26 protein-coding genes, 1 pseudogene and 1 riboswitch are annotated in these 26,676 nt (G+C 67.0%); of the genes and pseudogenes, 10 read left to right on the top strand and 17 right to left on the bottom strand.

Features of this window, described 5'->3' with window-relative positions; genetic code table 11:
• Nucleotides 1-14 precede the first annotated feature (14 nt).
• Nucleotides 15-191, bottom strand: a riboswitch (yybP-ykoY riboswitch).
• A gap of 261 nt (nt 192-452) precedes the next feature.
• Nucleotides 453-758 (top strand): annotated as a pseudogene (locus ACCD11_RS09455) (RNA recognition motif domain-containing protein); the annotation flags it as partial.
• An 86-nt stretch (nt 759-844) separates the two neighbouring features.
• On the opposite strand, the gene ACCD11_RS09450 reads toward ACCD11_RS09455, so the two are convergent.
• From ACCD11_RS09450 to ACCD11_RS09435, 4 genes are read right to left on the bottom strand one after another with little or no spacing between them, the layout of a single operon-like run.
• Nucleotides 845-1,627 (bottom strand): SDR family oxidoreductase, encoded by a 783-nt coding sequence (locus ACCD11_RS09450; protein ID WP_413313655.1) that lies wholly within the window; start codon nt 1,625-1,627, stop codon nt 845-847.
• Complete coding sequence (gene lptC / locus ACCD11_RS09445) at nt 1,628-2,278, bottom strand: LPS export ABC transporter periplasmic protein LptC (RefSeq protein ID WP_007834842.1); 651 nt, start codon at nt 2,276-2,278, stop codon at nt 1,628-1,630.
• Nucleotides 2,275-2,823, bottom strand: coding sequence for a KdsC family phosphatase (locus tag ACCD11_RS09440; protein WP_007834841.1), 549 nt, complete (start codon nt 2,821-2,823; stop codon nt 2,275-2,277). Before ACCD11_RS09440 ends, lptC begins: the two co-directional genes overlap by 4 nt.
• The gene (locus ACCD11_RS09435) at nt 2,823-3,824 is read right to left on the bottom strand and encodes a KpsF/GutQ family sugar-phosphate isomerase (protein WP_413313654.1); all 1,002 of its coding nucleotides are present in this window, start codon (nt 3,822-3,824) and stop codon (nt 2,823-2,825) included. Before ACCD11_RS09435 ends, ACCD11_RS09440 begins: the two co-directional genes overlap by 1 nt.
• A gap of 176 nt (nt 3,825-4,000) precedes the next feature.
• On the opposite strand from ACCD11_RS09435, the gene ACCD11_RS09430 reads away from it, so the two are divergent.
• The gene (locus ACCD11_RS09430; RefSeq protein ID WP_413313653.1) at nt 4,001-5,986 is read left to right on the top strand and encodes a monovalent cation:proton antiporter-2 (CPA2) family protein; all 1,986 of its coding nucleotides are present in this window, start codon (nt 4,001-4,003) and stop codon (nt 5,984-5,986) included.
• 58 nt (nt 5,987-6,044) lie between these two features.
• On the opposite strand, the gene ACCD11_RS09425 is transcribed toward ACCD11_RS09430, so the two are convergent.
• The 7 genes from ACCD11_RS09425 to rpmH all read right to left on the bottom strand — a co-directional run bounded on the left by ACCD11_RS09425 (nt 6,045) and on the right by rpmH (nt 11,760).
• A complete protein-coding gene (locus ACCD11_RS09425; protein ID WP_413313652.1) occupies nt 6,045-7,004 on the bottom strand; it encodes a zinc ribbon domain-containing protein in 960 nt (319 codons plus the stop codon).
• A 93-nt stretch (nt 7,005-7,097) separates the two neighbouring features.
• Nucleotides 7,098-7,559 (bottom strand): Crp/Fnr family transcriptional regulator, encoded by a 462-nt coding sequence (locus tag ACCD11_RS09420; protein ID WP_007834835.1) that lies wholly within the window; start codon nt 7,557-7,559, stop codon nt 7,098-7,100.
• 90 nt (nt 7,560-7,649) lie between these two features.
• On the bottom strand, nt 7,650-9,056 hold the full coding sequence (gene mnmE / locus ACCD11_RS09415; RefSeq protein WP_413313651.1) for a tRNA uridine-5-carboxymethylaminomethyl(34) synthesis GTPase MnmE: 1,407 nt from the start codon (nt 9,054-9,056) through the stop codon (nt 7,650-7,652).
• Between the two features lie 70 nt (nt 9,057-9,126).
• Nucleotides 9,127-10,836 carry a membrane protein insertase YidC gene (gene yidC, locus ACCD11_RS09410; protein WP_007834833.1) on the bottom strand — a complete coding sequence of 570 codons (1,710 nt, stop codon included), beginning with the start codon at nt 10,834-10,836 and terminating at the stop codon, nt 9,127-9,129.
• A complete protein-coding gene (yidD, locus tag ACCD11_RS09405; protein WP_007834832.1) occupies nt 10,833-11,120 on the bottom strand; it encodes a membrane protein insertion efficiency factor YidD in 288 nt (95 codons plus the stop codon). The genes yidC and yidD overlap by 4 nt, the downstream gene beginning before the upstream one ends.
• Complete coding sequence (locus tag ACCD11_RS09400; RefSeq protein ID WP_413313650.1) at nt 11,117-11,539, bottom strand: ribonuclease P protein component; 423 nt, start codon at nt 11,537-11,539, stop codon at nt 11,117-11,119. Before ACCD11_RS09400 ends, yidD begins: the two co-directional genes overlap by 4 nt.
• 86 nt (nt 11,540-11,625) lie before the next feature.
• Complete coding sequence (gene rpmH, locus ACCD11_RS09395; RefSeq protein ID WP_007834827.1) at nt 11,626-11,760, bottom strand: 50S ribosomal protein L34; 135 nt, start codon at nt 11,758-11,760, stop codon at nt 11,626-11,628.
• A gap of 307 nt (nt 11,761-12,067) precedes the next feature.
• On the opposite strand from rpmH, the gene dnaA reads away from it, so the two are divergent.
• From dnaA to gyrB, 3 genes are all read left to right on the top strand, one after another.
• The gene (gene dnaA / locus ACCD11_RS09390; RefSeq protein ID WP_007834823.1) at nt 12,068-13,447 is read left to right on the top strand and encodes a chromosomal replication initiator protein DnaA; all 1,380 of its coding nucleotides are present in this window, start codon (nt 12,068-12,070) and stop codon (nt 13,445-13,447) included.
• Between the two features lie 90 nt (nt 13,448-13,537).
• Nucleotides 13,538-14,644, top strand: coding sequence for a DNA polymerase III subunit beta (gene dnaN, locus ACCD11_RS09385; RefSeq protein ID WP_007834821.1), 1,107 nt, complete (start codon nt 13,538-13,540; stop codon nt 14,642-14,644).
• 134 nt (nt 14,645-14,778) lie between these two features.
• On the top strand, nt 14,779-17,400 hold the full coding sequence (gene gyrB, locus ACCD11_RS09380) for a DNA topoisomerase (ATP-hydrolyzing) subunit B (RefSeq protein ID WP_007834820.1): 2,622 nt from the start codon (nt 14,779-14,781) through the stop codon (nt 17,398-17,400).
• Between the two features lie 473 nt (nt 17,401-17,873).
• On the opposite strand, the gene ACCD11_RS09375 is transcribed toward gyrB, so the two are convergent.
• Nucleotides 17,874-18,131, bottom strand: coding sequence for a hypothetical protein (locus tag ACCD11_RS09375; protein ID WP_007834816.1), 258 nt, complete (start codon nt 18,129-18,131; stop codon nt 17,874-17,876).
• A 310-nt stretch (nt 18,132-18,441) separates the two neighbouring features.
• Between ACCD11_RS09375 and ACCD11_RS09370 the strand changes: the two genes are divergently transcribed.
• From ACCD11_RS09370 to ACCD11_RS09360, 3 genes are all read left to right on the top strand, one after another.
• Entirely contained in the window at nt 18,442-18,960 is a 519-nt protein-coding gene (locus tag ACCD11_RS09370; protein ID WP_413313649.1) for a hypothetical protein, read from the top strand.
• 88 nt (nt 18,961-19,048) lie between these two features.
• The gene (locus ACCD11_RS09365; protein ID WP_413313648.1) at nt 19,049-19,540 is read left to right on the top strand and encodes a hypothetical protein; all 492 of its coding nucleotides are present in this window, start codon (nt 19,049-19,051) and stop codon (nt 19,538-19,540) included.
• Between the two features lie 134 nt (nt 19,541-19,674).
• Entirely contained in the window at nt 19,675-20,922 is a 1,248-nt protein-coding gene (locus tag ACCD11_RS09360) for a metallophosphoesterase (RefSeq protein WP_413313647.1), read from the top strand.
• 9 nt (nt 20,923-20,931) lie between these two features.
• On the opposite strand, the gene ACCD11_RS09355 is transcribed toward ACCD11_RS09360, so the two are convergent.
• Nucleotides 20,932-21,429, bottom strand: a complete 498-nt coding sequence (locus ACCD11_RS09355) for a polyhydroxyalkanoate granule-associated phasin (protein ID WP_413313646.1) — start codon at nt 21,427-21,429, stop codon at nt 20,932-20,934.
• Nucleotides 21,430-21,627: 198 nt separating this feature from the next.
• Between ACCD11_RS09355 and ACCD11_RS09350 the strand changes: the two genes are divergently transcribed.
• Nucleotides 21,628-22,203, top strand: a complete 576-nt coding sequence (locus tag ACCD11_RS09350) for an acyloxyacyl hydrolase (RefSeq protein WP_413313645.1) — start codon at nt 21,628-21,630, stop codon at nt 22,201-22,203.
• Here ACCD11_RS09350 and ACCD11_RS09345 read toward each other — a convergent pair.
• The 3 genes from ACCD11_RS09345 to ACCD11_RS09335 are packed head-to-tail and all read right to left on the bottom strand — an operon-like array spanning nt 22,200 to nt 25,271.
• On the bottom strand, nt 22,200-23,156 hold the full coding sequence (locus ACCD11_RS09345) for a lysylphosphatidylglycerol synthase domain-containing protein (RefSeq protein ID WP_413313644.1): 957 nt from the start codon (nt 23,154-23,156) through the stop codon (nt 22,200-22,202). The genes ACCD11_RS09350 and ACCD11_RS09345 overlap by 4 nt on opposite strands.
• 22 nt (nt 23,157-23,178) lie before the next feature.
• Entirely contained in the window at nt 23,179-24,456 is a 1,278-nt protein-coding gene (clsB, locus tag ACCD11_RS09340; RefSeq protein ID WP_413313689.1) for a cardiolipin synthase ClsB, read from the bottom strand.
• A gap of 20 nt (nt 24,457-24,476) precedes the next feature.
• Complete coding sequence (locus ACCD11_RS09335; RefSeq protein WP_413313643.1) at nt 24,477-25,271, bottom strand: endonuclease/exonuclease/phosphatase family protein; 795 nt, start codon at nt 25,269-25,271, stop codon at nt 24,477-24,479.
• A 217-nt stretch (nt 25,272-25,488) separates the two neighbouring features.
• On the opposite strand from ACCD11_RS09335, the gene ACCD11_RS09330 reads away from it, so the two are divergent.
• Nucleotides 25,489-25,917: a hypothetical protein gene (locus ACCD11_RS09330; RefSeq protein WP_007834801.1), complete on the top strand. Its 429-nt coding sequence runs from the start codon at nt 25,489-25,491 to the stop codon at nt 25,915-25,917.
• An 88-nt stretch (nt 25,918-26,005) separates the two neighbouring features.
• Here ACCD11_RS09330 and ACCD11_RS09325 read toward each other — a convergent pair whose 3' ends face one another.
• On the bottom strand, nt 26,006-26,578 hold the full coding sequence (locus ACCD11_RS09325; RefSeq protein WP_413313642.1) for a Spy/CpxP family protein refolding chaperone: 573 nt from the start codon (nt 26,576-26,578) through the stop codon (nt 26,006-26,008).
• Between the last annotated feature and the right edge of the window lie 98 nt (nt 26,579-26,676).

Raw genomic sequence — 26,676 nt, 5'->3', positions numbered from 1 at the left:
GATGAGGGGTTCCTTGGGCCGAAGGACGCAATTGACCGTGCAACACCTTCGGCCATATTCCCGAAGTTGCACGGTCAAAGGTCTCGCCAGGTGTGTTCACTGCACGCGCCATGTCCTGTGGGGCAGGACAAGTCTGTTGACGCGGGCCCCTCTCGCAAATCGGAAGGCGGCTACTCCCCAATGACGGGCGGATTCTACATGTAGCACCAAGGACCTCGCCCCGCTCCGCAAGTAGGCGCCAGCTTCCAGGGGTTTTGACGGGTGCTACCTCAAGACGCAAATTCCTGCTTGCATTTCGGCTATTTCACCCATAATGCACGAGCCTCCCTCTTCATTTTGGTCGGGGGGCAAGTTCGGTGATCGGTCAGTTTCGCGCGGCTCGACGGCTCTCGTTTGAGTGATGCTTTCCGGGACTCCATCGCTTTTCTTGATGTGTTTATAGGAGTCCCTTGATGGGCAACAAACTGTACGTCGGCAACCTGCCTTACTCGGTGCGCGACGGAGATCTCGAACAGGCCTTCGGTCAGTTCGGCGCAGTGACCAGCGCCAAGGTCATGATGGAACGCGACACGGGCCGCTCGAAGGGCTTCGGCTTCGTCGAGATGGGCAGTGACGCAGAAGCACAAGCCGCCATCAACGGCATGAACGGCCAGCCCCTGGGCGGCCGCAGCGTCGTCGTCAATGAAGCACGTCCGATGGAAGCACGCCCCCCGCGCAGCGGTGGTGGCGGCGGTTACGGCGGCGGCAACAGCGGCTACTGAGCCCTGCACTGCAAGGCGCACACAGACAAAAGGCTCCCTCGGGAGCCTTTTTCAATGGCCGATCGCTCGGCGCGTGCGGCTCGTCAGGCCTCGCCGCTGCGCTTCTTGCGCGCGCGCCCCTGCACCGCCCGGTCCAGCACGGCGTTGGGCAGCATGCGCATGATCTTGGCAACCACGCCCATCTGCCACGGGATCACGCGATAGCTCGTACCGGCCTCGATGGCGCGCAGCGCCTGGGCGGCGAAATCCTCGGCCTTCATGAGGAAGGGCATGCCGTAGCGGTTGCCTTGCGTCAGCGGCGTATCGATGTAGCCCGGGCACAGGGTGATGACTTTGACGCCGCTGCCGTGCAGCTCGCCGCGCAGGCTCTCGCAGTACGCCACCACGCCGGCCTTGCTGGCGCAGTACGCGCCGTGCCCCGGCAACCCGCGGATGGACGCCACGCTGCCGATGCCCACCAGCCGCCCGCTGCCGCGCTGCACCATCGCGCGCACGAATGGATGGAAGGTGGCGGCCAGGCCGACGTTGTTGGTGGCGAAGGTCTGCGCCAGCACGTCGAGGTCGGAACGCTCGGCCGTGTCGATGCCGACACTGATGCCTGCATTGGCGATCACCACGTCGGGCAGCCCCTGTTGCGCGATGCAGGCATTGCCCGCAGCGACGATGCTGTCGGTCTGCGCCACGTCGGCACTGTAGATCCGGTAGCGGTCTGCGCTCAGCTGGCGCGCCGCAGCCCACGATTCGATCTCGCCCGTGCGCCGGGCGACCAGCGCCAGGCGGTAGCCCGCATCGTAGAAGCTCGCAGCCAGCGCCTGGCCGATGCCGCTCGAGGCGCCGGTGATGAAGACAAGCGGGGATGGAGTCATTCAGCGCTTCCCTGAAGGAGCGGCCGCTGAAGGAATCAGCACACCGCGCACCCGGCCGTTCAGATTCGCCACGCCGCTCAGGTTGTCGTAGTCGAGCGTGTCGCCGGTGAACTGGTCGGTGCCGCGGATCAGCGTGACCGGCTTGTTCGACGTGACGCGCTCGGTGTCGACGTAGGCGTGCAGGAAGTCGCCACGGAACTCGAGGCGCGGCGCAGGCTTGCCACCGGGCCCCACGGACGGATCGCGGATGACGATCGCATTGCCGAACAGCTGGATCTCGCTGCCGTCGGAGTTCGACACGCCCCGGTCGGCCGTTGCGCGCGTCACGAGGCCTTCGGGCGACACCGTTCGCATGCGCACCTTGTCGACCTCCATGGTGTCCGAGTCCGGGTAGTGCCGGCCTTCGGTGCCATGCAGTTCGCTGCGCAGGTCGCCGTTGGGCAGGAAGTTCTTGATGACGAAATCGCGCATGAAGTAGTCGGGCTCGTGCGTGGGCGCGGCCTTGGCCGTGGGCTCCAGCAGCTTGGGCGCGTTGCGCACCAGCCAGTAGGTGCCGAGCGCGACGGCCGCCGTCAGGATGATCGGCAGGTAGATCGTGGCGCGGTCGAGGACGTCGCGCACCATGCCCCATGCGCGTTTGACATTGTTCATGTATTCGGGCCCCGGGCTGCGTCGAGCATGACACGGTACTGGCCACAGGCCGTGAGCAGCAGGTCGCAGAACTCGCGCGCCGCGCCTTCGCCGCCCCGCGCGCGGGTGACGTAGCGCGCGATGCCGCGCACTTCCGCGTGGGCATTGGCCGGCGCCGCGGCGAAGCCCACGCGCAGGAGCACCGGCAGGTCGGGCCAGTCGTCGCCGATGGCCGCGGCCTGCGCCCAGGTGAAGCCGAGCTGGTCGAGCATGGCCTGCGCGGCGGGCAGCTTGTCTTCGGTGCCGTAGCGCACGTGCTCGATGCCCAGCGCCTCGAGCCGCACGCGCAGCGGCTTGGAATCGCGTCCCGTGATCACGGCCGGCACGATGCCCGCCTTGCGCAGCAGCTTCAGGCCGTAGCCGTCGAGGATGCTGAAGCGCTTGAGCGTCTCGCCGTGCTCGGTGAAGTACACGCCGCCGTCGGTCAGCACGCCGTCGATGTCGAAGAAGACGATGCGCACGTCCTGCGCGGCGAGCAATGTCTCGGCCTGGAACTCGAGCGGCATCAGATGACCTTCGCGCGCATCAGGTCGTTGGTATTGATGGCGCCGACGATCACGCCCTCGCCGTCGATCACGAACAGGCGGGTGATGCCGCACTGCTCCATGAGCTCGGCCGCTTCCACCGCCAGCGCGTCGACGCGGATGGTGCGCGGGTTGTGGTGCATCACTTCGGCCGCCTTGGGGCTGCGCAGGTCGGCACCGGCTTCGATCAGGCGGCGCAGGTCGCCGTCGGTGAAGATGCCGAGCGCGCGGCCGTCGGGCGCGACCACCGCCGCGGCGCCGAAGCCCTTGTTGCTCATGGCGCGCATCAGCTCGCCGATGCCGGCGTCGGGTGCCACGCGCGGCACATCGTCGTCGGAGCGCATGACGTCGCTCACGTGGGTGAGCAGCTTGCGCCCGAGCGCGCCGCCCGGGTGCGAGCGCGCGAAGTCTTCCGAACCAAAGCCGCGCGCGTCGAGCAGCGCCACGGCCAGCGCGTCGCCCATCGCCATCTGGGCGGTGGTGCTCGCGGTGGGGGCGAGGTTGAGCGGGCAGGCTTCCTTGGACACGCCGGCGTCGATCACGATGTCGGCATGGCGCGCGAGGGTGGATTCAGGGCGGCCGGTCATGGCGATCAGGGGCACGCCCTGGCGCTTGACGACCGGCAGGATGACGGTGAGTTCTTCGACCTCGCCGCTGTTGGAAATGGCGAGCACCAGGTCGACGGCCTTGATCATGCCAAGGTCGCCGTGGCTGGCCTCGGCCGGGTGCACGAACATCGCGGGCGTGCCGGTGGAAGCGAGGGTGGCGGCGATCTTGCGGCCGACGTGGCCGCTCTTGCCCATGCCCATCACGACCACGCGGCCGCGCACTTCGAGGATCTTGCGCACGGCCTCGACGAAGCTCGGGCCGACGCGGGTCTTCAGACCGGTGACGGCTTCGGCTTCGATGTCGAAGGTGAGACGTGCCCGAGCGAGGATGGCTTCGGGGTCGACCACGGGGGCCGGGACGGGACGGGAGCTCATTGCCGGATTTTACGGGTCGGAGGGTTGCCCCCACGCCCGGCACTGCGTGTCCTCGCTGCCCCCCGAGGGGGCGCTCGCGCCTTGGGGCGGCCCGGCGGCGCTCGTTGCCCCCACGCTCGGCACTGCGTGTCCTCCCCGACGCGCTGCGCACGGGTCTTGCTCTAGCATCGCCGCCTATGTCTTCGTTCGATCTCACGCTGTTGTATCTCCTCGCCGCGGTGATCGGCGTGGTGGCGTGCCGCTCCCTCAAGCTGCCGCCGATGCTGGGCTATCTCTCGGCCGGCGTGCTGATCGGGCCGCATGCCTTCGCGCTGGCGCAGAACACCGAAGGCATCCAGCACCTGGGCGAATTCGGCGTGGTGTTCCTCATGTTCGTGATCGGGCTGGAGTTCAGCCTGCCCAAGCTGCGCGCGATGCGAAAACACGTGTTCGGCCTCGGCCTGCTGCAGGTGCTGCTGACGATGGCCATCGCCACGGCCGGCGCGCTGCTGATCGCCCACTGGCTGCCGCCGTCGTGGCGGCTCGGCTGGCAGACCGCGCTGGCGCTGTCGGGCGCGCTCACCATGAGCAGCACGGCCATCGTGGTCAAGCTGATGGCCGAGCGGCTCGAACTCGAGAGCGAACACGGCAAGCGCGTGATGGGCGTGCTGCTGTTCCAGGACCTGGCCGTGGTGCCGCTGCTGGTGCTGATTCCCGCACTGGGCGCGCCGCCCGAGGCGCTGGCCAAGGCGCTGGGCTTCGCGCTGCTGAAGGCGAGCTTCCTGATCGGCGTGCTGCTGTACGGCGGCCCGCGCATCATGCGCTGGTGGCTCACGCTGGTGGCGCGGCGGCGCAGCGAGGAGCTCTTCATCCTGAACGTGCTGCTGATCACGCTCGGCCTGGCCTGGCTCACCGAACTGGCTGGCCTGAGCCTGGCGCTGGGCGCCTTCATCGCGGGCATGCTGGTGTCGGAGACCGAATACAAGCACCAGGTCGAGACCGACATCCGTCCCTTCCACGACGTGCTGCTGGGGCTGTTCTTCATCACCGTGGGCATGTCGCTCGACTGGCACATCGTGGTCGAACGCTGGCTGCTGGTGGCCGTGCTGCTGCTGATGCCGCTGGCGTTCAAGCTGGGGCTGGTGACGGTGCTGGCGCGGGTGCTGGGCGCCACCTCGGGCGTGTCGCTGCGCACCGGCCTTTACCTGGCGCAGGCCGGCGAGTTCGGCTTCGTGCTGCTGACGCTGGCGCAGGAGCGCAGCCTGTTGCCGCCGTGGCTGGCCAACCCGGTGCTGGCGTCGATGGTGCTGTCGATGCTCACGACGCCGTTCATCATCATGTACAGCAACGCCATCGTGCGAAAGCTCGTGGCCAGCGACTGGCTGCAGCAGTCGCTGCAAATGACGACCATCGCGCGCAAGACCATCAACACGGCGCAGCACGTGATCATCTGCGGCTACGGGCGCTGCGGCCAGAACCTGGCGCGCATCCTCGAACGCGAGGGCATCCCGTACATGGCGCTCGACCTCGACCCCGACCGCGTGCGGCAGGCCGCCGCCGCCGGCGACTCGGTGGTGTTCGGCGATGCGGCGCGGCTGCAGGCCTTGATGGCGGCCGGCTTGGCGCGCGCGAGTGCCGTCGTCGTGACCTACCTCGATGTGCCCGGTGCGATGAAGGTGCTGGCCAACACGCGCGCCCATGCGCCGCACGTGCCGGTGATCGTGCGCACGCAGGACGATCACGACCTGGAAAAACTGCAGGCGGCCGGAGCGACGGAAGTGGTACCCGAGGCCATCGAAGGCTCGCTCATGCTCGCGAGCCATGCGCTGGCGCTGGTCGGCGTGCCGATGCGCCGCGTGATCCGCGTGGTGCAGGATCAGCGCGACGCCCGCTACAACCTGCTGCGCGGCTACTTCCACGGCGCCGATGACGACAACGCCGACGAACTCGATCACGAGCGCCTCAACAGCTTCACGCTCAACGCCGGCGCGCGCGCGGTGGGCCAGCCGCTGGAACGGCTGGCGCTGTCCACGCTCGGCGTGCGTGTGGCCAGCCTGCGCCGGCACGACGGCCAGCCGCGTGCGCTGGCCGACGGCACGGTGCTGTCGGAGGGCGATACGCTGGTGCTGTCCGGCAAGCCGGCTGCGCTGGCGATCGCCATCGACCGCCTGCAAAAAGGCTAGTTTCTTGTTCGGGAACGCCGCGGAACCCGCTTCGCAGGGTGCCCCGGTAGAGGCGAGCTCAGTTGATCAGCGTCGGGTTGCGCTTTTCTTCTTCGATGCGCTGCTGGCGGCGCACCGCTTCGCACTGCGCGTGGGCCTTGAATTCGGGCTTCAGGCACTGGGCCGCCATGCATTGCGCCTTGGCAATGAAGTTGCGGTCGCCGCACATGGCCTGGGGCTCGGCCGCAGCGACAGGTGCCGGCGCCGGGGCGGGGGCAGCGACCGCGGCAGCGGGTTCGGGCGCGTTCGACGGTAGTGCGGCAGTGATCGCCTGCTTGTTGCGCGGCTTGGCAGCGGGCTTGGGCGCCGCGGCGGCAGCCGGTGCGGTTTCCACGGGAGGCGGCGTCACGGCCGGCTCGGCGGGCTGAGGTTCGGGCGCCGCCGGCGAAGGTTCGGCGAGCGACGGCGACGATGGGGCCACGGGCGCGGGAGTTTCGGTGGCTGGGGCGGTGGCCTCTTCAGCGGCCGCAGGCGCCTTTCGCGTCCCGTTGCCGGACCAACCGGCGACGATCATTGCCACCGCGACCACCAGCAGACCGAGCCACAGCAGGATCACGCGCTTGCGCGGCGGCCGTTCGGCCGGCACGGATTGCCGGACCTTGGCCCGGCTTCTCCTTTTCGTTCCGGACTTCGGGGCCCAGGTCGACTCCAGGCCCGGCGGCGAAGCGGGCGGCGCGGGTGTCCGCGGCAGTTCGTCGTCGTGCACCATGAGCACGGTCTGTTCATGCTCGTCGCTCTGCCGCGCGGCCGACCTGCCGAAAAAAGATCCGCGCGCAGGCAGCAGCTCGTCCGGCTCGAACAGCGGCGCCGGGATGGTCGGCGCGCGCAACTGGGCGGGCGCGGTGGCGGCCCATTCGCGTTCGGGACTCGGCGGCGGGGGAATCCGGTCTCCCGCGGCAGGCAGCTTGACGCCGCAGCTCCTGCAGAAATTCGCGCCGCCGCGGTTTTCCGTGCTGCAGACCGGACAGATCAAGGCCATGGATTGCTTACTGACTACTCTCGGGGGTCAAAACGAAAAGCTGGCTGGCCTGCCCGCATGTGGCAGATCGATCCGCCGGCGGACAGCGCAGCCTCAGGTCACGGCGACGCGCTTGGAGCGGTGCGCCATGCGCTTGGCGATCACGGCGCCGAGCGCCATCGCGATTTCCAGCGCCATATTGGGCTGGCGGTTCGACATTTCCGCAAAGCGGATCGCCGTGAGCCGCCACACGCGGCCTGCGCCGGTGACCACCACGTTGGCCGAATGCGGCTGGCGCGAGAAGAACGAGCCTTCGCCGACCACCGAGCCGGGCGTGAGCACGGCCAGCCGCATCTGCTCCTTGCTGCTGACGCGGTGCACGCTGATGGCACCGCTCTCGATGAAGAAAACCGAGCGGTCCGGCGTGCCCTGTTCGATCAGCACGTCGCCAACGCCGGTATCGATGGGCTGCAGATAGCCCGCCAGTGTTTCCCACTGCTGGACGTTGAACGTCAACGCAAACGCGTCGGTGCTCGTGTTCTCCGCGATGGCGCGGCTCAGGTTCTGGATGGACATGTTTTCTTCGGCCCCCGCATGTGAGCCGAAGTATCAGCGATGCTCAGGAGATTCGGCTACAACTGTTTACGTTTTTCAAACCGGCTGTCGCTATTTACCAATGCAGAAGCGCGAAAAGATGACGCCCAGCAGGTCGTCCGCGCCGAACTCGCCGGTGATCTCGTTCAGGGCGTTCTGCGCCAGCCGCAGTTCTTCGGCCAGCAGGTCGAGCAACTGGGCCTGCGCCGCCAGATGGCTGGCCGCCAGCGCCAGGTGCGTTTCGACCCGGGCCAGCGCCTGCACGTGGCGCGCCCGCGCGAGGTACACACCCTCGGGCACGGCCTGCCAGCCGGCCATGGCCAGTAGCTGTTCACGCAGGGCCTCGATGCCCAGGCCGGTCTTGGCGGACAGGGCGATGCCGTGCCCGGCATGGGCGTCAGGCGCGGCGTCCTGCTTGTTCCAGACGTCGAGCACCGGCACGCTCGCAGGCAGCTTCTGGCGCAGGCCGGCCAGGATGCCGGCATCGGCGGCGCCGTAGTCGGCCAGATGGGCGCGCGTCAGGTCGTGCAGGAACAGTACGGCGTCGGCGCTTTCGATCTGGCCCCAGGCACGCGCCACACCGATCTGCTCGACCTCGTCGCTGCTCTCGCGCAGGCCGGCGGTGTCGGCCACGTGCAGCGGCACGCCGTGGATCTGGATGGTCTGCGAGACCACGTCGCGCGTGGTGCCCGCCACTGCGCTCACGATGGCCAGTTCGGCACCGGCCAGCGCATTGAGCAGCGAGCTCTTGCCCGCGTTGGGCTGGCCTGCGATCACGACCTTGATGCCTTCGCGCAGCAGCGCACCCTGTTTCGCGCGCTGCTGCACGGCTGCGAGCTGCGACTGCAGCTTTGCCAGTTGCCCGGTGGCATCGGCTTTCTGGAGGAAATCGATCTCTTCTTCCGGAAAGTCGAGCGTCGCTTCGACCAGCATGCGCAGGTGGATCAACGCATCGCGCAGCGTGTGGATCTCGCGCGAGAACGCGCCCGATAGCGAACGCCCGGCGCTGCGCGCAGCCGCCTCGGTGCTGGCGTCGATCAGGTCGGCAATGGCCTCGGCCTGTGCCAGGTCGACCTTGCCGTTGAGAAAGGCCCGCTGGCTGAATTCGCCGGGCTCGGCCACGCGCAAGCCGGGCAGGCGAGCGCGGCCGGTGACGGGATCAGGCTCGGCCGCGGCTTCGAGGCAGCGCGCCAGCAGCAGCTGCAACACGACCGCGCCGCCGTGGGCCTGCAGTTCGAGCACGTCCTCGCCGGTGAAGGAATTCGGCGAGGGAAAGTGAACGGCCAGGCCATGGTCGACCGGCTCGCCGTGCGCATCGCGAAACGGCAGGTAGGTGGCTTCGCGCGGCTTGAGCGCGCGGCCGCAGATGGCATCGATCAGCGGCGCCAGCCTGGCCCCCGACACGCGCACGATGCCGACCGCGCCGCGTCCCGAGGCAGTGGCGATGGCGACGATGGGATCGGTGGTGCGGGCAAGCATGGTACGGATTCTTTCAGCAAAAAGGGCCGCTTTCGCGGCCCTTTCGGGGGATGACTGGGGCGTCGTGCGGCTACTTCTTGGCGCCGAGCACGCCCAGGCGCTTGTTGATGAACCACTGCTGCGCGATCGACAGCGTGTTGTTCGTGATCCAGTACAGCACCAGGCCGGCCGGGAAGAAGATGAACATCACGCTGAACGCGAGCGGCATGATCCACATCAGCTTGGCCTGCATCGGATCGGGCGGCGTCGGGTTGAGCCAGGTCTGGAACAGCGAGGTGGCCGTCATCACGATCGGCAGGATGTACCAGGGGTCCGGTGCCGACAGGTCGGTGATCCAGCCGATCCACGGGGCGTGGCGCATTTCGACCGACGACAGCAGCACCCAGTAGAGCGCGATGAACACCGGGATCTGGATCACGATGGGGAAGCAGCCACCCATCGGATTGACCTTCTCGGTCTTGTAGATCCGCATCATCTCCTGCTGCATCTCTTGCGGCTTGTCCTTGAGCCGCTCGCGCATCTCCATGATCTTCGGGTTGATGGCCTTCATCTTGGCCATGCTGGCGTAGGCCTTGGCGTTGAGCCAGTAGAAGGCCGCCTTCAGCAGCACCACCAGCGCGACGATCGACCAGCCCCAGTTGCCCAGGATGCCGTGCAGCTGGTTCAGCAGCCAGTACAGCGGCTTGGAGATGATCGCGAAGATGCCGTAGTCCTTCACCAGGTCCAGGCCGGGCGCGATGGCTTCGAGCTTCTTTTCTTCCTCGGGGCCGGCGAACAGCGTGCTGTTCACGACCTGCGTGGCGCCGGGGGCGATCTTGGGCAGCGTGGCCACCATGGCCACGGTGAACAGATTGTCGCCCAGGTCCTTCACGCGGAACTCTCGGCGCAGCTGTTCGCTCGCCGGGTCGCCCTTGAGCAGCCAGGCCGACACGAAGTAGTGCTGCACCATCGCGATCCAGCCGTCGTTGGCCGGCGGGGGCGGTTCGATCTTGCCCTTGGCGATGTCCTTGAAGTCGAGCTTGTGGAACTTCTTCTCGTTGGTGTACGCGGCGGGACCGGTGAAGGTGTTGGTGCCGAACATCGTGCCGGCGGCCACGGTGCCATGGCGCAGCAGCTGCATGTAGAGCTGGGCGTCGCGCGGCTGGTCGCTCGTGTTGACCACCTCGTGGCGCACGCCGATGGCGTAGTCGCCGCGGTGGAACACGTAGGTCTTGACGTACTTCAGGCCGCCGACGGGGGCACTTTCGAAGCCCACTTCCAGCGTGTTCTGGCCATCGGCCATCTCGCGCGGGCCGGCCTTCGGCGTCATCTGCGTCAGGTGGTTGGGAAAGCGCTCACCCGAGTCGACGGGATTCAGCAGGCCGGTCTGCGCCACATAGCGCGTGGCCGGCGAGCCGTTTTCGAACAGCACGACGCGCTTGGTGCGGTCGGCTTCGTCGTACTTCAGCAGTTCGAGGTGGTTGACTGTGCCGCCTTCGCTGTCGATCGTGGCCTTGAACAGGTCGGTGGTCACGCTGACCTGCTCGCGCGGCGCGGCTGCAGCGGCTTGCGTGGGCACGGCACCGGCGCTGCCGCCGCTCGCGCCCGACGAAGATGCAGCCGGCACGCCGTTGCTGGCAGCGGGTGCACTGCCCGCGGCCGGGGCGGAGGCCACCGCGGCCGGCTTGCTCGACGGCAGGAAGGTCGGCTTGTTGCCGTTGAAGACCTGCCATTGGTCCCACAGCAGCACCAGCGAGAACCCAAAAATCACCCACAGGATCGTGCGGCGTATATCGTTCATGACGAAGACTTCTTGTCGGAGGAGAGAAGAGACGAAAACAGCGAGCCTGACTTGTCAGTGCGACGCTGTGATTTCGGTGGAACCGGATCGTGCCCGCCATCGCACCATGGCTGGCAGCGCGCGATGCGGTGCAGAGTGAGGTAACTGCCCTTGAGCGCGCCATGCACTTCCAGCGCCTCGATCGAATACACCGAACAGGTCGGCGTGAAGCGGCACGACTGGCCGAGCCAGGGGCTCAGCAGCAGGCGGTAGCCCTTCACAAGGCCGATCAGCAGGCGTTTCATGACGAGGAGGAAGCGGGCGGAGGTGCCGAAGCGGGCGCGGAAGAACGCGCCGCCCGCGCCAGCAGCTGCTGGAGCTCGGCGCGCACCGCTGCCTTGAGCTTGTCCGATGTGGCGCTCACGAATTCCTTGCGGTCGAAACCGGCGCGCAGCCGCACCACGTGCGCAGCACGTGGCAAGCCGACGCCGGGTGCGGCGCTCACCGTATAGATCTGGCGCTTGATGGCATTGCGCGTGACCGCGCGACGCGCCCAGCGCTTGGGCACCATGGCGCCCAGCCAGACATCGTCGGACGCGAACAACGGCTGTGCGCCCGATGCGAGATCGAGCGCACAGCGATGCAATGCGAAATGAGCAGTGCGCGCCACGGTGGCACCTGCGAGGACGGCCTGGAATTGCGCGCGGGTCTTGAGCCGCTGCATGGAAGCCGGACCGGATACGCCGGAAGCGCTGGCTGTGGAAGCCTGCGCTGACGTGTCGGCTGCTGGCAACGGCAGGTGGGCTGCCGTCAGACCGCCAGGCGCTTGCGGCCCTTGGCGCGGCGTGCGTTGATGACGGCGCGGCCGCCGCGGGTCTTCATGCGGACCAGGAAGCCGTGGGTACGGGCGCGGCGGACTTTGGATGCTTGATAAGTGCGTTTCATGGTGATTTCCTATTTCCCTGTTCGCGCCGGTTCTTCGCACAAAAAGCATGAAGTACCTGCGGGCCGCCGGGGGAGCGTGTTTCGGATGGTCCCCGAAAGACGCAAGAGGTTTTCAGGGAAACCCGCAATTATCGCAAACATTGGCCGCCGGAACAATCTTCGAGTGGATTTGCGGGCCTTTCGATCGGCCCGGCGGCGTGTGGATAAGGTTTTGACAAGTTAGAATGCCGGGCGCCTTCCAGCAGAGAATATCCACAATACCTATACCAAAAAATGCCCGAGGGTCTCATCACTTTTTCAAGCGCCCATGTCGACTGACGGCATCGGCGAAAGCCTCTGGCAGGCCTGCGTCGACCAACTCGCGCAGGAGCTGTCAGAGCAGCAATTCAACACCTGGATCAAGCCCCTGACTGCGCAGGTCGCCGACGACCTCTCGCGCATGACGGTGTTCGTCGCCAACCGCTTCAAGCTCGACTGGATCCGGGCTCAGTACGCCGGCAAGATCGCCGCCATGGCCGAGAAGATGTACGGCCAGCCGGTCGCCATTGAGTTAGCGCTTGCTCCTCGCGAAGCGGCCGTACGCCCTGCACCTGTGGCCGTCATGGCCGAAACCGACGTGCCGCGCGACGTGGCCGGCCCGGGCGAGGAGCCGGCCGCCGCGGGCTTCAAGAACAGGCTGAATTCCGGTCTCACCTTCGACACCCTGGTCGAGGGCACGGCCAACCGCATGGCGCGCGCCGCGGCCATGCACGTGGCCGGCATGCCGGGCCATCTTTACAACCCGCTTTTCATCTACGGCGGCGTCGGCCTGGGCAAGACCCACCTGATGCACGCTGTGGGTAACCGGCTGCTGGCCGACAAGGCGGATTCCAAAGTTCTCTACATCCATGCCGAGCAGTTCGTCTCGGATGTGGTCAAAGCCTATCAGCGCAAGACTTTCGATGAGTTCAAGGAGCGCTATCACTCGCTCGATCTGCTGCTGATCGACGATGTGCAGTTCTTCGCCAACAAGGACCGGACGCAGGAAGAATTCTTCAATGCGTTCGAGGCCCTGCTCGCCAAGAAGTCGCACATCGTGATGACCAGCGACACCTACCCGAAGGGCCTGGCCGACATCCACGAACGCCTGGTGTCGCGCTTCGATTCGGGCCTCACGGTGGCCATCGAGCCGCCCGAGCTCGAGATGCGCGTGGCCATCCTGATCAACAAGGCGCGCGCCGAATCGGCCGAAATGCCGGAAGAAGTGGCCTTCTTCGTCGCCAAGAACGTGCGCTCCAACGTGCGTGAACTCGAAGGCGCGCTGCGCAAGATCCTGGCTTACTCGCGCTTCAACCAGAAGGAGATCTCGATCGCCCTGGCGCGCGAGGCGCTGCGCGACCTGCTGTCGATCCAGAACCGTCAGATCTCGGTCGAGAATATCCAGAAGACGGTGGCCGACTACTACAAGATCAAGGTCGCCGACATGTACAGCAAGAAGCGTCCGGCCAGCATTGCGCGGCCGCGGCAGATCGCGATGTACCTGGCCAAGGAGCTCACGCAGAAAAGCCTGCCCGAAATCGGCGAGCTGTTCGGCGGGCGTGACCACACGACGGTGCTGCACGCGGTGCGCAAGATCTCGGGCGAGCGCCAGCAGCTCACCGAACTCAACCAGCAGCTTCACGTGCTCGAGCAGACGCTCAAGGGCTGACCGTCGAATGTCATCAAGAAAGCCCCTCGCGACAGCGGAGAATGGCGCCCTTACAAGCTGATTCAAAGAGATAGAGAAGAGGAAGAAGACATGATCGTTTTGAAGGCAAACCAAGACAAAGTCCTCGCCGCGCTGCAGTCGGTGGCGGGCATCGTGGAGCGGCGTCACACCTTGCCGATCCTGGCGAACGTGCTGATCCGCAAGACCGGCGGCCAGCTGCAGCTGACCACCAGCGACCTCGAAATCCAGATCCGCACCACCGCCGAGCTCGGCGGCGACGAAGGCAGCTTCACAACCACCATCGGCGCGCGCAAGCTGATCGACATCCTGCGCACCATGCCGGCCGACCAGACCGTGAGCCTCGAGTCGAGCGCGAGCAAGCTGGTGCTCAAGGGCGGCAAGAGCCGCTTCACGCTGCAGTCGCTGCCCGCCGAAGACTTCCCGCTGGTGCAGGAAGCCGCCAATTTCGGCCCTGTGTTCAGCGTGCCGCAGAAGACGCTGAAGGACCTGCTCTCGCAGGTTTCGTTCGCGATGGCCGTACACGACATCCGCTACTACCTGAACGGCATCCTGTTCGTGGCCGAAGGCAAGCAGTTGAGCCTGGTCGCCACCGATGGCCACCGCCTGGCGTTTTCCTCCGCCATGCTCGACGTCGAGGTGCCGCGCCAGGAAGTCATTCTTCCGCGCAAGACCGTGATCGAAATGCAGCGCCTGCTGTCGGACGCCGAAGGCGCCATCGAGATGCAGTTCGCGAACAACCAGGCCAAGTTCAGCTTTGGCGGCATGGAGTTCGTCACCAAGCTGGTCGAGGGCAAGTTCCCCGACTACAACCGCGTGATCCCGAAGAACCACAAGAACAGCGTCACGCTGGGCCGCGCGCCGCTGCTGGCCAGCCTGCAGCGCACCGCCATCCTGACGAGCGAGAAGTTCAAGGGCGTGCGCCTGAACATCGAGCCGGGCACGCTGCGCATCGCGTCGAACAACGCCGAGCAGGAAGAAGCGCAGGACGAACTCGACATCGACTACGGCGGCGACGCCATCGAGATCGGCTTCAACGTCACCTACCTGATCGACGCGCTGTCGAACATGGACCAGGACATGGTCAAGCTGGAGCTTGCCGACTCCAACAGCTCGGCGTTACTGACCATCCCCGAGAACGCATCCTTCAAGTACGTCGTGATGCCGATGCGTATCTAGCAGACAGACCCCGAAGCGCCTTGCGCACACAGCCCGCGGCCCTCCGCGGGTTTGCGCTTTCAAGAGGCGGCGAATTGAGCTTTTGAGAGCCCGAAAAATCACGTGAATGCCGTGAGAGACAGAGGAATATCCGAATGAGTGCTGAAGAAAACAAGCCCGAAGTGCCGCACACCGAGCCGGTCTACACGCCTGAAGTTCAGGTCGTGCCGCCCGAGGCCATAGCCGCCGACACCAGCTATGGCGAAGGCTCGATCACGATCCTCGAAGGCCTCGAGGCCGTGCGCAAGCGCCCCGGCATGTACATCGGCGACACCTCCGACGGCACCGGGCTGCACCACCTGGTGTTCGAAGTCGTGGACAACTCCATCGACGAGGCGCTGGCCGGCCATTGCGACGACATCGTCGTGACCATCCACTCCGACAACTCGATCTCCGTCACCGACAACGGCCGCGGCATCCCGACCGGCGTGAAGATGGACGACAAGCACGAGCCCAAGCGCTCGGCCGCCGAGATCGCGCTGACCGAACTGCACGCCGGCGGCAAGTTCAACCAGAACAGCTACAAGGTGTCGGGCGGCCTGCACGGCGTGGGCGTGAGCTGCGTGAACGCGCTGAGCGTGATGCTGCGCCTCGTGGTGCGCCGCGAAGGCAAGATCCACGAGCTCGAATTCAGCCGCGGCTTCGTGCAGGACCGCCTGCTCGAAACGGTGAACGGCGTCGAAGTCTCGCCCATGAAGATCATCGGCGACACCGACAAGCGCGGCACCGAGGTGCATTTTCTGCCCGACACCCAGATCTTCAAGGAGAACTCGGACTTCCACTACGAGATCCTCAGCAAGCGCCTGCGCGAACTGAGCTTCCTGAACAACGGCGTGCGCATCCGCCTGAAGGACGAGCGCACCGGCAAGGAAGACGACTTCTCCGGCGCCGGCGGCGTGCGCGGCTTCGTGGAGTTCATCAACAAGGGCAAGACCGTCCTGCACCCGAACTCGTTCTACGCCGAGGGCGAGCGCCCGGCCGACACCTACGGCGGCATCCCCGGCACGCACATCGGCGTCGAGGTGGCGATGCAGTGGAACAGCGGCTACAACGAGCAGGTTCTCTGCTTCACCAACAACATCCCGCAGCGTGACGGCGGCACCCACCTGACCGGCCTGCGCGCCGCGATGACCCGCGTCATCAACAAGTACATCGAAGAGAACGAGTTCGCGAAGAAGGCGAAGGTCGAAGTCACCGGCGACGACATGCGCGAAGGCCTGTGCTGCGTGCTGAGCGTGAAGGTGCCCGAGCCCAAGTTCTCCAGCCAGACCAAGGACAAGCTGGTGTCCAGCGAAGTGCGCGCGCCGGTGGAAGACATCGTCGGCAAGCTGCTGACCGATTACCTGCAGGAACGCCCGAACGACGCCAAGATCATCTGCGGCAAGATCGTCGAGGCTGCCCGCGCCCGCGAAGCGGCCCGCAAGGCCCGCGAAATGACGCGCCGCAAAGGCGTGCTCGACGGCATGGGCCTGCCCGGCAAGCTGGCCGACTGCCAGGAAAAAGATCCGGCGCTGTGCGAGGTCTACCTGGTGGAGGGTGACTCCGCCGGCGGCTCCGCCAAGCAGGGCCGCGACCGGAAGTTCCAGGCCATCCTGCCGCTGCGCGGCAAGATCCTGAACGTCGAGAAGGCACGTTACGAGAAGCTGCTGACCAGCAACGAAATTCTCACGATGATCACCGCGCTGGGCACCGGCATCGGCCGCGCCGGCGCCACCACCGCGGGCGGCGGCGCGGACGACTTCAACGTCGCCAAGCTGCGCTACCACCGCATCATCATCATGACCGACGCCGACGTCGACGGCGCCCACATCCGCACGCTGCTGCTCACGTTCTTCTACCGGCAGATGCCGGAGCTGGTGGAGCGCGGCCACATCTACATCGCGCAGCCACCGCTGTACAAGGTGAAAGTCGGCAAGGAAGAGCAATACCTGAAGGACGGCCCCGCGCTGGACGCCTTCCTGCTCAAGGTGGCATTGAAGGACGCGAGCCTGCAGACCGGCGGCGCGAACTCCACCACGCTCGCCGGCGATACCCTGGCCGAGCTGGCGCGCAAGCACCAGGTGGCCGAGGCCGTCATTGCGCGCCTGCGCAACTTCATGGACGCCGAGGCGCTGCGCGCGATTGCCGACGGCGTGGCGCTCGACCTCGACACCACGCCCGCCGCCGAGGCTTCGGCCGTCGCGCTGCAGGCCAAGCTGCGCGAGCTCAACACGACCGGTGTGCCGGCCGAGGTGAGCAGCGAATTCGACGCCCGCACCGACAAGCCGCTGCTGCGCATCAGCCGCCGCCACCACGGCAACATCAAGAGCAGCGTGCTCACGCAGGACTTCGTCCACGGCGCCGACTACGCAGCGCTCGCCGAAGCCGCCAACACCTTCCGCGGCCTGCTGAGTCCCGAAGGCGCGCTGGTCAAGCGCGGCGAAGGCGAACGCGCCAAGGAAGAAAAAGTCGACGACTTCCGCCAGGCCATGAAGTGGCTGATCAGCGAAGCCGAGCGCGCCACCTCGCGCCAGCGCTACAAAGGCCTGGGCGAGATGAACCCCGAGCAGCTGTGGGAAACCACCATGGACCCGACCGTGCGGCGCCTGCTCAGGGTGCAGATCGACGACGCGATCGAAGCCGACCGCGTGTTCACCATGCTCATGGGCGATGAGGTGGAGCCGCGCCGGGAGTTCATCGAGCAGAACGCGCTGCGGGCGGCGAATATCGACGTGTGATGATGGTCGTCACCCACATCCGCGGTCCCGTGCCGCACCGCTGAAGAGCCTGAAAACGCCCGGTCACCCGGGCGTTTCTCATTGCAGGCGCAAGGTTGTGGCGAGCCCGCCGTTCGAGCACGGGCCGTCGGAGTATTCGGCTTCGCCCGATGGGCCGATGCACTTGGTCACCTTGACGGTGGGCGTTGCCACGCTGGGAGGCCCGACAGGGGCACCCTCCAGCGGAACGAGAGACGCGACGGGGAGGGCGGCCGGCCTCACAGGCCGCGCAGCTTCCTCGCGATCGCTCGTCACGGGCGGCTGGACGAACGCAGCCGGGACGCTCGCCTGAACCGGCGCGCGTGCCGCGCTTTCCCGTACCAGCCCCTGGAGGGTCGCATAGAACAGGAACATCGCCACGAGTGCCACCCCGAGGCACGGTGCCCAATACTGCGGCGGCCCCCAAGGCCCAAAGGACCGGCCAGGCCGTCCTCTCAGCGCCGCAGCCATGGCCAGCCCCCGGCCTGCAATGCGCCCGCCAACCGGGCGATCCCTCCGGTGCCGCTCGCCGCGCGCCCGATCAGCGCACCGCCGGCCGCACCGACGGCGATGCGCGCCAGCAACGAGCGGCTGCGGCCCGCCGCCAGCAGCAGCAAAACGCCGGCGCCCAGCACAGCGAGATGCTCACCGGGATAGTCGGCGCGCGCGGCATCCACTTTCCTGAAGTCGTCGATGGTCGATTGGAATGTCATGGCCGAAGCTCCTTGTTTGCGTTCAGCCGTTCTTAACCCGCGCCGCCATGTGCGGCTGTAGGCGCGCGCCATGCCCGCCGGCGGAATCCGTCCCGAAAACGCCGCAGACCGAGGCACATCAGGGTTTCCCTCAGGCTTGTCAGTAAAAGCACCGGCAATGCACGTCACAAGGCCGTCATCAGCTATGAAAACAATAGCATTCACCTCCAATCCGAAGATCGTTCCTCGTAAACGCTATATCTAGCCCGACTCTTGCTAAGCAAAATCCCCGACGGATTTCACGTCACGCAAGATCGAGGACCACACAGCAATGAACCCTACGCGTCTCCGCCGGCCCCTGGCCGCGCTGGTATTGGGCGGTACAGCAGCATTCCTCGGGGCCGTGACTTCAGCCCACGCGTTCTCGAACCCGCCCATCCAGGTGGCGCAGGGCATCGAATACATGTGCGGCGGCACCGCCAAGGACGAAGCCGCGTTCATGGAAATGGTGTCGCCGCGCTGGGCCGCGACCATCGATTTCGGCGTCAGCGACGGCAAGGGGGCAGGGGTGCCCGGCTTTCCCGCCAAGGCCCTCATTGAAGTACGCCAGAAATACACCGGCCAGGTTGTGATGGACGTGCAGTCGCAAGGCCCCTACATGCTGGCGCGCCTCAATCCGGGCGCCTATGACGTGAACGTGACACTCGGCGGCCTCACGCTGACGCAGTCGCTGGTGGTGATTGCCGGCATGCCGGCGCGTGCGTCGTTCGTGTGGCCCTCGAATTTCGACATGGCCTCGGTCGCGCCTTCGTTGCCACAGGCGCTGGCGCAGACGTCCACCGCCCGCTGAGCTTTTTTCCGGTCAGCCTTTCCTAAGCCGCGAACCGCACAGTGACGTCGTGGCTTCTCGCCACGACGACAAGGAAAGGATTCCGACCATGAGCACCCGTTTTCCATCATCGCGCGCGATGCGGCCGCTGGCGGCGGCTCTGTTCTGCGCCGCCGTTGTGCTCGGCGCGCTTTCGCCCGCCCAGGCGGCGGTGAACCCGCCGATCTACATGGCGCACGGTGTCGAATACATGAGCGGCGGCATAGGCAGCGACGAGGCCCAGCTGATGGAGACGGTGTCGCCGCGCTGGCCCGCCACCTTCGAATTCGCGGTCAAGGACAGCAAGGGCGCCGACTTCGCGGCCAACGTGCACGTGACGGTGCGCGACAGCAGCGGCACCGCACTGCTCGACAACGTGGTGTCGGGCGGCCCGTTCATGGTGGCGCGCCTCGATCCGGGCACCTATGAGGTCGAGGCCCGCATCGGCAGCCAGGTGCTGAAGCAACAGCTGCACGTGCTGCAGGGCGCGCCGGCCAAGGCGAGCTTCATCTGGCCGGCAGGCACCGACATGGCTTCGGCCGGCACGCGCACGGTGCAGTAACGCGGCGAAAGTGGGCGCCGGCACCGCGGCGGACCGGTACCGTTCTTGTGGGTCCGGCAGAGCCTTGAAGCCTGCTATCCGGGCGCATTGCGCTATAGAAAAAATAGCTATCGCCGCACTTCCCGGCGCCTTGAATGCGCGGCATGCGCCTTGCAGATGAGGTGTCCCGGGCAGTGCCCGATTTCATTGCCCCGATGCCGATCCGTCCCCTGAGCGCCCTGACCGCGCTGTTGCACGTCTATATCGCGCTGCGCCTGCTGCCCGCGCTGGCCGTGCTCACGCCCGCGTGGCCGCTGGCGCTGTTCGCGCTCGCGGTGTCGGCGGTCACGATTCCGCTGCCTTTCGTGTCGCGCCGCATCGGGCGCGACGCCGCCACGGGCGATGTGCTCAAGTGGATCGGCCTGATCGGCATGGGCTGGTTCTCGTCGATGTTCGTGCTCACGCTGCTGCGCGACGCTGGCCTGCTGCTCGCCTGGCTCGCAAGCGCGTTGGGCGGTGTGCCGGTGCAGTGGAATGTGCTGCAGCCATGGAGCGCGCTGGCCGTGCTGGCGATGGCCACGGCCACGTCGGCGATCGGTTTCCTCAATGCGCGCCGCACGGCCGGCGTGAAGCGGGTGGACGTGCCCATCCGCGGCCTGCCGCAGGCACTCGAAGGCTTCACGATCGCGCAGCTCAGCGACATCCACGTGGGTCCGACGATCCGGAACGCGTACATCCAGCGCATCGTCGATGCGGTGAATCGCCTGGGCGCGGACGCCATCGCGATCACCGGCGACCTGGTCGACGGCACCGTGCCGGAACTGCGCGAGCACATCGCGCCGCTGGCCGGTCTGCGTGCGCGCCACGGCACCTTCGTGGTCACGGGCAACCACGAGTACTACGCGGGCGCGCATGCCTGGATCGACGAGCTGCGCCGGCTGGGCCTGAAGGTGCTGCTCAACGAGCACGTGGTGCTGCAGACGCGCAACGTGCGCGGCGCGCAGACCGATGAAGAGCTCTTCGAAAGCGCGCTCGTACTCGCCGGCGTGACCGACTTCACTGCCGGGCACTTCGACGCGGCGCACGCCAGCGATCCGCACCTGGCGCTGCACGATGCGCCGCCGCTGGTGCACACGCGCGTGCTGCTTGCGCACCAGCCGCGCAGCGCGCCGCTGGCTGCGGCGGCCGGCTACCAGCTGCAGCTGTCTGGCCACACGCACGGCGGCCAGTTCTTTCCCTGGAACCTGTTCGTGCCGATGCAGCAGCCTTTCACGGCCGGCCTGCACCGCCTGCAGGACATGTGGGTGTACGTGAGCCGGGGCACCGGCTACTGGGGCCCGCCGAAGCGCTTTGGCGCGCCTTCCGAAATCACACTGCTGACGTTGGTGCCGGCGAAGTCCTGAAGAGCCTGCTCAGGATTCGAGTTCGGCCAGCCGGCGTGCGTTGGAGGTCGCCGCCGCGTGGATCGGCTCCAGGCCCTCGCGTGCGATGCGCGCCGCGATTGCCGGCAGCTGGCTCGCGGCATCGACCGTGCCTGCGGCCGATTGCACGAACGCATCGCCATGCGCGGCCGCCTGGGCCGGCGTGACGCTGCCCGCCAGCAAGAAGAAGGCCGTCGTGCCCTGGACCCATTGCTGCAGCACCCGGCTGGCGAGCGAGAAATGGCTGCTGTGCCACTGCTTCGCCATCGCGATGCCAGCCTCGCTCGCAGCCGCCAGCTTTTCCTGCCCCATGAGCTGGAATTCCGCGAGGTCGGCCGCACTGGGCGTGAGCCCGGCCTTGGCGATGCGCTCGGTGCGCATGCGGATCACGGAGCCGGACGACAGCAGCATCTCATGGGTCTTGAAGGCCAGGTCGAACCACTGCATGAGCGGATTGGCCAGGCGGGCGGCGGAGGTGAAGGAGGGCATGAGGGCAGTGCGCTGGAGGAGGTCGGACCACTATAGGCTTCGCCGGCCCGAAAATGCTGCAGTGCAACAAATCCGGCACTGCATTTTTATTGATCGGGTCCTACTTCCCGATGTGGAAATTACGTGCCGAGCGAATGCTGAACAGGGTTGAGATTGATGATGTCTTCCTGTTTCATGTCACTCATTACGGGCCGCATCATGAGATTTCGCGTCGCCACACCCCTCCGGGCCGCCCTGTTCACGGCCCTTTCGGCTCTTCCGGGCGCGGCGGCCCATGCATTCGAAGACAGCGCAACGGGCATGTACGTCGAGGGAGGCCGCGCCCCGCACGGGCAAATGGGCAGCGCCGATTCGGCCACGGTAGGCATGACCTTCCCATGGTCACCGCGCCAGCCGGTGCGCGAAGGCGCACTCTCGGGCTACTGGGATGTGTACCTGAGCAACTGGCATGCGCCGGCCCTCGGCAACGGCCCGCGCAACTACACGCAGATCGGCGCCATCTACACCTGGCGCTACCGCTTCGACCATGGCGACTCGCCCTGGTTTGCCGAAGGTGGCGTCGGCGGCAGCGTGATGGATCACGTCTACAGGACGCCCGACCGCAGCTTCAGCACCGCCTTCCAGTTCACTGAGGTGCTGGGCATCGGACGCAGCTTCGGCGAGCACGGCGCGCATGAACTGTCGCTGCGCGTGCAGCACTTCTCGAATGGCGGCATCAAGAAGCCGAACCCGGGCGAGACCTTCGTCCGGCTGCGCTACGCCTATCGCTTCTAGCGCCCCGCCATCCCCAGCCGCTTCGCTCTCGCCTCCGTCACCAGATAGCCCAGCGCGGCCACCATCAGCGGCAGCAGGTAGTACAGGCCGCGATAGGCCAGCAGCGCGCCGAGCAGCTGGGCTTCCGGCACCTCGTGCGACAGCAGCGCCACGAACACCGCCTCGAGCACGCCGAGCCCCGCCGGCACGTGCGTGACGACGCCGGCCACCGCCGCCACCAGCAGCACCGCGAGCACCTGCGGATAGCCGACCTGACCCTGCAGCAGGAACCAGATCACGCCGCCGATCAGCGACCAGTTGGTGCATGACATGGCGAGCTGCAGCAGCGCCATCGCCAGCCCCGGCGTCCTGAACGCATGGCCGCGCACGCGCCAGACGCGCCCCTTCGCCGCTGCGCACAGCACCAGGTAGGCCAGGGCCACCATCAGCAGCACCGCGCCGAGCATGCGCAGGTCCTCGTGGTCGAATTTCCAGCCGGGCGGCAGCCTCATCGGCCAGAAAAGGAATGCTGCACCGGCCACCACGAGGTAGCCGAGCCAGTTGGTCAGCATGCTGAAGCCGAGCACGCGAGTGATGGTCTCGTTCGCGAGGCCCAGGCGCGAATAGAGCCGGTAGCGGAAGGCCACGCCGCCCACCAGCGACCCGAGGTTGAGGTTGAAGGCGTAGCTGATGAAAGTCACGCCCATCACCGTGCCCGTGCCGAGCCGATGCCGCGTCAGGTGCCGGCCCAGCAGGTCGTAGGTGCTGTAGAGCGCGAAGCTGCAGGCCGCCAGCGCGCCGGCCGCAAGCAGCACGGCGGCAGGCAGCAAGCGGATCGCGTCGAACACCTCGTCCCAGTGGATGGTGCGCGCCTGCCGCACGAGCAGCCACGCGATCAGCGCGAAGAAGCCCCACGTCGCCGCGCGGCGAATCCAGGGCCACCAGCCGTGGTGGGAGAGGGCCATGGTGGTCATCGATTCGATGCGGCGCTCCCGCTCAGGCGGCCTCCGTCCGGGTGGCGCCGCCGGCCGGGTCGCTGCGGCCGCTGCCGCGCCGGCTCGCGAGGTCGGTGGCCTCGGCCGGCGTCAGGCGCGGCGCGTGTCGCGGCAGGCGGCCCAGCAGGGCCGGGTACCAGCGCAGGATGTGGAAGACGAAGAAGCTGCGCACCAGCCGCCAGCCGCTCCATTCGCTGGCGAGATCGGCCGCCTCCACCTGTTTGCAGCTGTGCTGCATCAGCCGGTCCATGCGCTCCCACAGCACCTGGTTGAAGGCCGCGTCGCGCACGATCACGTTGGCCTCGAGGTTCAGCGACAGGCTCAGCGGGTCGAGGTTGCTCGACCCCACGGTGCTCCACCTGTCGTCCATGAGCGCGACCTTGCCATGCAGCGGACGGTCGCAGTATTCGTAGATGCGCACGCCGGCATGCAGCAGGTGGTGGTAGAGCATGCTCGCGGCAGTCTTGACGATCGGCATGTCGGGCTCGCCCTGCAGGACGAGCCGCACGTCCACGCCGCGCCGCGCCGCGCGCCGCAATTCCTTGATGAGCAGGTAGCCCGGAAAGAAATACGCATTGGCGATCACGATGCGCTTGCGCGCCGCGCGGATGGCCGCACGGTACTGCCGCTCGATGTCGTTGGTGTGGCGCCGGTTGTCGCGCGTGACGAACATCGCATCGGCCTCGCCGGCGCGGACCTGGTTCACGGGCGGCGCCAGCTTCAGCCGGCGGCGGAACCAGCTCGCGCCCTTGCCGCCGAGCGCGATGGCGCGCAGCACGAACTGGTGGATCTCCCCCACGATCGGGCCCGCGAGTTCCACCGCATAGTCCTGCTTGGCCTTGGGTCCGAAATCGAGCAGGTGGTCCGCCGAATAGTTGATGCCGCCGACGAAGGCGCGCTCGCCGTCGACCACCACGATCTTGCGGTGCATGCGGCGGAACACGTTCAGCCGCTGGCCCATGAAGCGCTGACCCGGATCGAACACCCGCACCTTCACGCCGGCCGATGTCAGGCCCTCGATGAACTCGCGCGAGAGATCCGGCGAACCGAAGCCGTCGATCATCAGGTCGATCTTCACGCCACGCTGCGCCGCCTCGCGCATGGCGGCGTGCAGCTGCAGGCCGACCTTGTCCTCGAACAGGATGAAGGTCTCGGCGATCACCTCGCGCCGTGCCTTGCGGATGGCGTCGAACACGCGCGGGAAGAACTGCTCGCCGTTCTCCAGCAACTCGATGCGGTTGCCGCCGGTCCAGTGGTTGTTGTTGTTCCTGCTGCTCATGGCTCGCGCGCGCACTGCGCTCACAGGTCGATGTCCGCCACCAGCGGGGCGTGGTCCGACAGGTGCGACCACGGCCGGCGCGGCAGCACCACGGGCGCGTGCACGCCGGCATTGCGCACGTAGATGCGGTCCAACGGCAGCACGGGGAAGCGGGCGGGAAAGGTCCTGGCCGCGCGGCCGTTGGCATGCACGAACACTTCGCGCAGAGCGGCGCCTTTTTCCAGGATCTCGTGCGCGCGGCCGCGCCAGTCGTTGAAGTCGCCCGCCACGATCAGCGGCGCGTCGGCCGGCACCTCGTCGCGCACGATGTGGCAGAGCAGCTCGAGCTGCTGCTGCCGGTGCGCCTCGGCCAGCCCGAGGTGGGCGCAGACCGCGTGCACGTCGACGACACGGCCCGGCAGCCGCAGCACGCAATGCAGCAGCCCGCGCTTCTCGGGACCGCTCACGGACACGTCGTGGTTGCGGAAATGCACGATCGGGAATTTCGAGAGCAGCGCATTGCCGTGGTGGCCTTTCGGATACACCGCATTGCGCCCGTAGGCGAACTGCGGCCACATGGTGTCGGCCAGGAATTCGTAGTGCGGCGCTTCGGGCCAGTTGCTTACCCTGCGCGAATGGCGCGAATGGGTGCCGAGCACTTCCTGCAGGAACACCACGTCGGCGCCCACGGTGCGCACGGCGTCGCGCAGCTCCGGCAGGATGAACCGGCGGTTGAGCGCGGTGAAGCCCTTGTGGGTGTTCACCGTCATGACCTTGAGCGAGGTCGGCGCGGCCTGCGCGGACGCCGCGGCGTCTGGAATTGGAGAGGAGGACATCGTTGTGCAAGTTGTACGTTGCCGCGCCCCTCCTGACTGTAGGAACTCGCCACCTCCTTCCGCCCCCTTTCACGCGTGGGCGGCCGGCTCCTACAGGCAGGCCTGCCGCACCCCCACACGGTGGGAATTTCGCTGCTTCTACGGTGATTTTCGAGGGCTCGGAAAGCAGCCCGCGTTTCATCCTCGACACCGACACAAAGCCACAAGGAGCACATCCATGAAGCAAATCACTTTTCACGCCACGGTTCTCGCCGCGTTGCTGGGCATGGCCGGCATCGCGTCGGCACAGGCCACGTCCATTCCCGCCCAGCCCGACCCGTCGGTGGGCGGCGAAGCCAGCACCATGACGCCTGCCGGCGTCGCAAATCCGCCGCAGCGCCCCGATGCCTCGATGCCCATATCGCGCGAGGCGGTGAAGGCCGAGGCCCGTGTGCAAAACCGCAACAATGCCAACAGCGTGGTGCCCAAGGGCGAGGCGTCCACCACCGTCAACCACCAGCCCAACGCCATGCCGCAGCCGACCGGCGAGATGTCCCGCGCGGAGGTCAGCCAGACGGGGCGCAAGGTCAAGCCGCAGTTCGGCCAGAAGGGCGAACGCCCTGACGTGGTGACCAATCCGACGGACAAGACGGGCACGCCGCAGTAAAACCCGCCCGTCGATGAAAAAAGCCCGCAGCGCTTTCGCGTTGCGGGCTTTCATTCGATGGCGCCGTCACCGGCGCAGCGGGTGTGGATCAGCCCTTGGCAGGTGCCGGCGCACCGCGCTGGCCTTCATGGCCGCGATGGCCGTCGTGGTCGCCCCGGTGGCCGCCGAAGTGCACGGTCTCGGCGTCGAAGGTCTTCTGCTGCTCGGGCGTCAGCGCAGCGTAGAAAGTCTTCGTGGCTTCGGCGCGCTTGGCGAACATCGCGCTGCGTTCGGCACGGCGAGCCTCCATGCGCTCCAGGCGCTGCGGCGTGGTCAGCTTGGCGAACTCGGCACGGTCCATGTGCGGACGCGGACCGCCGGGCGGCTGCGTCGCGGCGGTGAAGGTGCTCCATGCGCCTTCCTGGGCCGCGGTGAGCTTGAGCTTGTCCTTCAGGGCGGCAAGACGCTTGGTGCGGCGCTCCTGCATGCGCTCCATGCGCTGGGCGGGGTCCATGCGCTTGTGCTGCGCCTTGGGCACCGCGGCGTTGTCGGCCTGGGCCACCGCGGCGGCGGGTGCGGCTGGGGTGGAGGCGGCCGGCGCTTGAGCGAACGCGCCCGAAGAGGCGAGGGCGGCCGAACCCAGCAGGCTGGCCCAGACGATGCGTTGGCGAAGAGAAATCATGAGAAGTGCTTCCTTTCGAAGAAGCCCGCCACCGATGGGCAGCAGGTGAGACGAAGTGTGGAAGCGCTCTGTATCGCCTCCGTTAGGCCGGCGTGAGC

Source organism: Variovorax sp. Varisp36, from assembly GCF_047304235.1.
Lineage (GTDB): Bacteria > Pseudomonadota > Gammaproteobacteria > Burkholderiales > Burkholderiaceae_C > Variovorax.
The sequence above is the reverse complement of the archived record's forward strand: the minus strand, read 5'-3'. Positions and strand labels throughout refer to the sequence as shown.

What these genes read in the sequence shown, in the direction of transcription:
- ACCD11_RS09450 (WP_413313655.1), bottom strand. Translation starts at nt 1,627, where the DNA reads ATGACTCCATCCCCGCTTGTCTTCATCACCGGCGCCTCGAGCGGCATC.
- lptC (WP_007834842.1), bottom strand. Translation starts at nt 2,278, where the DNA reads ATGAACAATGTCAAACGCGCATGGGGCATGGTGCGCGACGTCCTCGAC.
- ACCD11_RS09440 (WP_007834841.1), bottom strand. Translation starts at nt 2,823, where the DNA reads ATGCCGCTCGAGTTCCAGGCCGAGACATTGCTCGCCGCGCAGGACGTG.
- ACCD11_RS09435 (WP_413313654.1), bottom strand. Translation starts at nt 3,824, where the DNA reads ATGAGCTCCCGTCCCGTCCCGGCCCCCGTGGTCGACCCCGAAGCCATC.
- ACCD11_RS09430 (WP_413313653.1), top strand. Translation starts at nt 4,001, where the DNA reads ATGTCTTCGTTCGATCTCACGCTGTTGTATCTCCTCGCCGCGGTGATC.
- ACCD11_RS09425 (WP_413313652.1), bottom strand. Translation starts at nt 7,004, where the DNA reads ATGGCCTTGATCTGTCCGGTCTGCAGCACGGAAAACCGCGGCGGCGCG.
- ACCD11_RS09420 (WP_007834835.1), bottom strand. Translation starts at nt 7,559, where the DNA reads ATGTCCATCCAGAACCTGAGCCGCGCCATCGCGGAGAACACGAGCACC.
- mnmE (WP_413313651.1), bottom strand. Translation starts at nt 9,056, where the DNA reads ATGCTTGCCCGCACCACCGATCCCATCGTCGCCATCGCCACTGCCTCG.
- yidC (WP_007834833.1), bottom strand. Translation starts at nt 10,836, where the DNA reads ATGAACGATATACGCCGCACGATCCTGTGGGTGATTTTTGGGTTCTCG.
- yidD (WP_007834832.1), bottom strand. Translation starts at nt 11,120, where the DNA reads ATGAAACGCCTGCTGATCGGCCTTGTGAAGGGCTACCGCCTGCTGCTG.
- ACCD11_RS09400 (WP_413313650.1), bottom strand. Translation starts at nt 11,539, where the DNA reads ATGCAGCGGCTCAAGACCCGCGCGCAATTCCAGGCCGTCCTCGCAGGT.
- rpmH (WP_007834827.1), bottom strand. Translation starts at nt 11,760, where the DNA reads ATGAAACGCACTTATCAAGCATCCAAAGTCCGCCGCGCCCGTACCCAC.
- dnaA (WP_007834823.1), top strand. Translation starts at nt 12,068, where the DNA reads ATGTCGACTGACGGCATCGGCGAAAGCCTCTGGCAGGCCTGCGTCGAC.
- dnaN (WP_007834821.1), top strand. Translation starts at nt 13,538, where the DNA reads ATGATCGTTTTGAAGGCAAACCAAGACAAAGTCCTCGCCGCGCTGCAG.
- gyrB (WP_007834820.1), top strand. Translation starts at nt 14,779, where the DNA reads ATGAGTGCTGAAGAAAACAAGCCCGAAGTGCCGCACACCGAGCCGGTC.
- ACCD11_RS09375 (WP_007834816.1), bottom strand. Translation starts at nt 18,131, where the DNA reads ATGACATTCCAATCGACCATCGACGACTTCAGGAAAGTGGATGCCGCG.
- ACCD11_RS09370 (WP_413313649.1), top strand. Translation starts at nt 18,442, where the DNA reads ATGAACCCTACGCGTCTCCGCCGGCCCCTGGCCGCGCTGGTATTGGGC.
- ACCD11_RS09365 (WP_413313648.1), top strand. Translation starts at nt 19,049, where the DNA reads ATGAGCACCCGTTTTCCATCATCGCGCGCGATGCGGCCGCTGGCGGCG.
- ACCD11_RS09360 (WP_413313647.1), top strand. Translation starts at nt 19,675, where the DNA reads ATGCGCGGCATGCGCCTTGCAGATGAGGTGTCCCGGGCAGTGCCCGAT.
- ACCD11_RS09355 (WP_413313646.1), bottom strand. Translation starts at nt 21,429, where the DNA reads ATGCCCTCCTTCACCTCCGCCGCCCGCCTGGCCAATCCGCTCATGCAG.
- ACCD11_RS09350 (WP_413313645.1), top strand. Translation starts at nt 21,628, where the DNA reads ATGAGATTTCGCGTCGCCACACCCCTCCGGGCCGCCCTGTTCACGGCC.
- ACCD11_RS09345 (WP_413313644.1), bottom strand. Translation starts at nt 23,156, where the DNA reads ATGACCACCATGGCCCTCTCCCACCACGGCTGGTGGCCCTGGATTCGC.
- clsB (WP_413313689.1), bottom strand. Translation starts at nt 24,456, where the DNA reads ATGAGCAGCAGGAACAACAACAACCACTGGACCGGCGGCAACCGCATC.
- ACCD11_RS09335 (WP_413313643.1), bottom strand. Translation starts at nt 25,271, where the DNA reads ATGTCCTCCTCTCCAATTCCAGACGCCGCGGCGTCCGCGCAGGCCGCG.
- ACCD11_RS09330 (WP_007834801.1), top strand. Translation starts at nt 25,489, where the DNA reads ATGAAGCAAATCACTTTTCACGCCACGGTTCTCGCCGCGTTGCTGGGC.
- ACCD11_RS09325 (WP_413313642.1), bottom strand. Translation starts at nt 26,578, where the DNA reads ATGATTTCTCTTCGCCAACGCATCGTCTGGGCCAGCCTGCTGGGTTCG.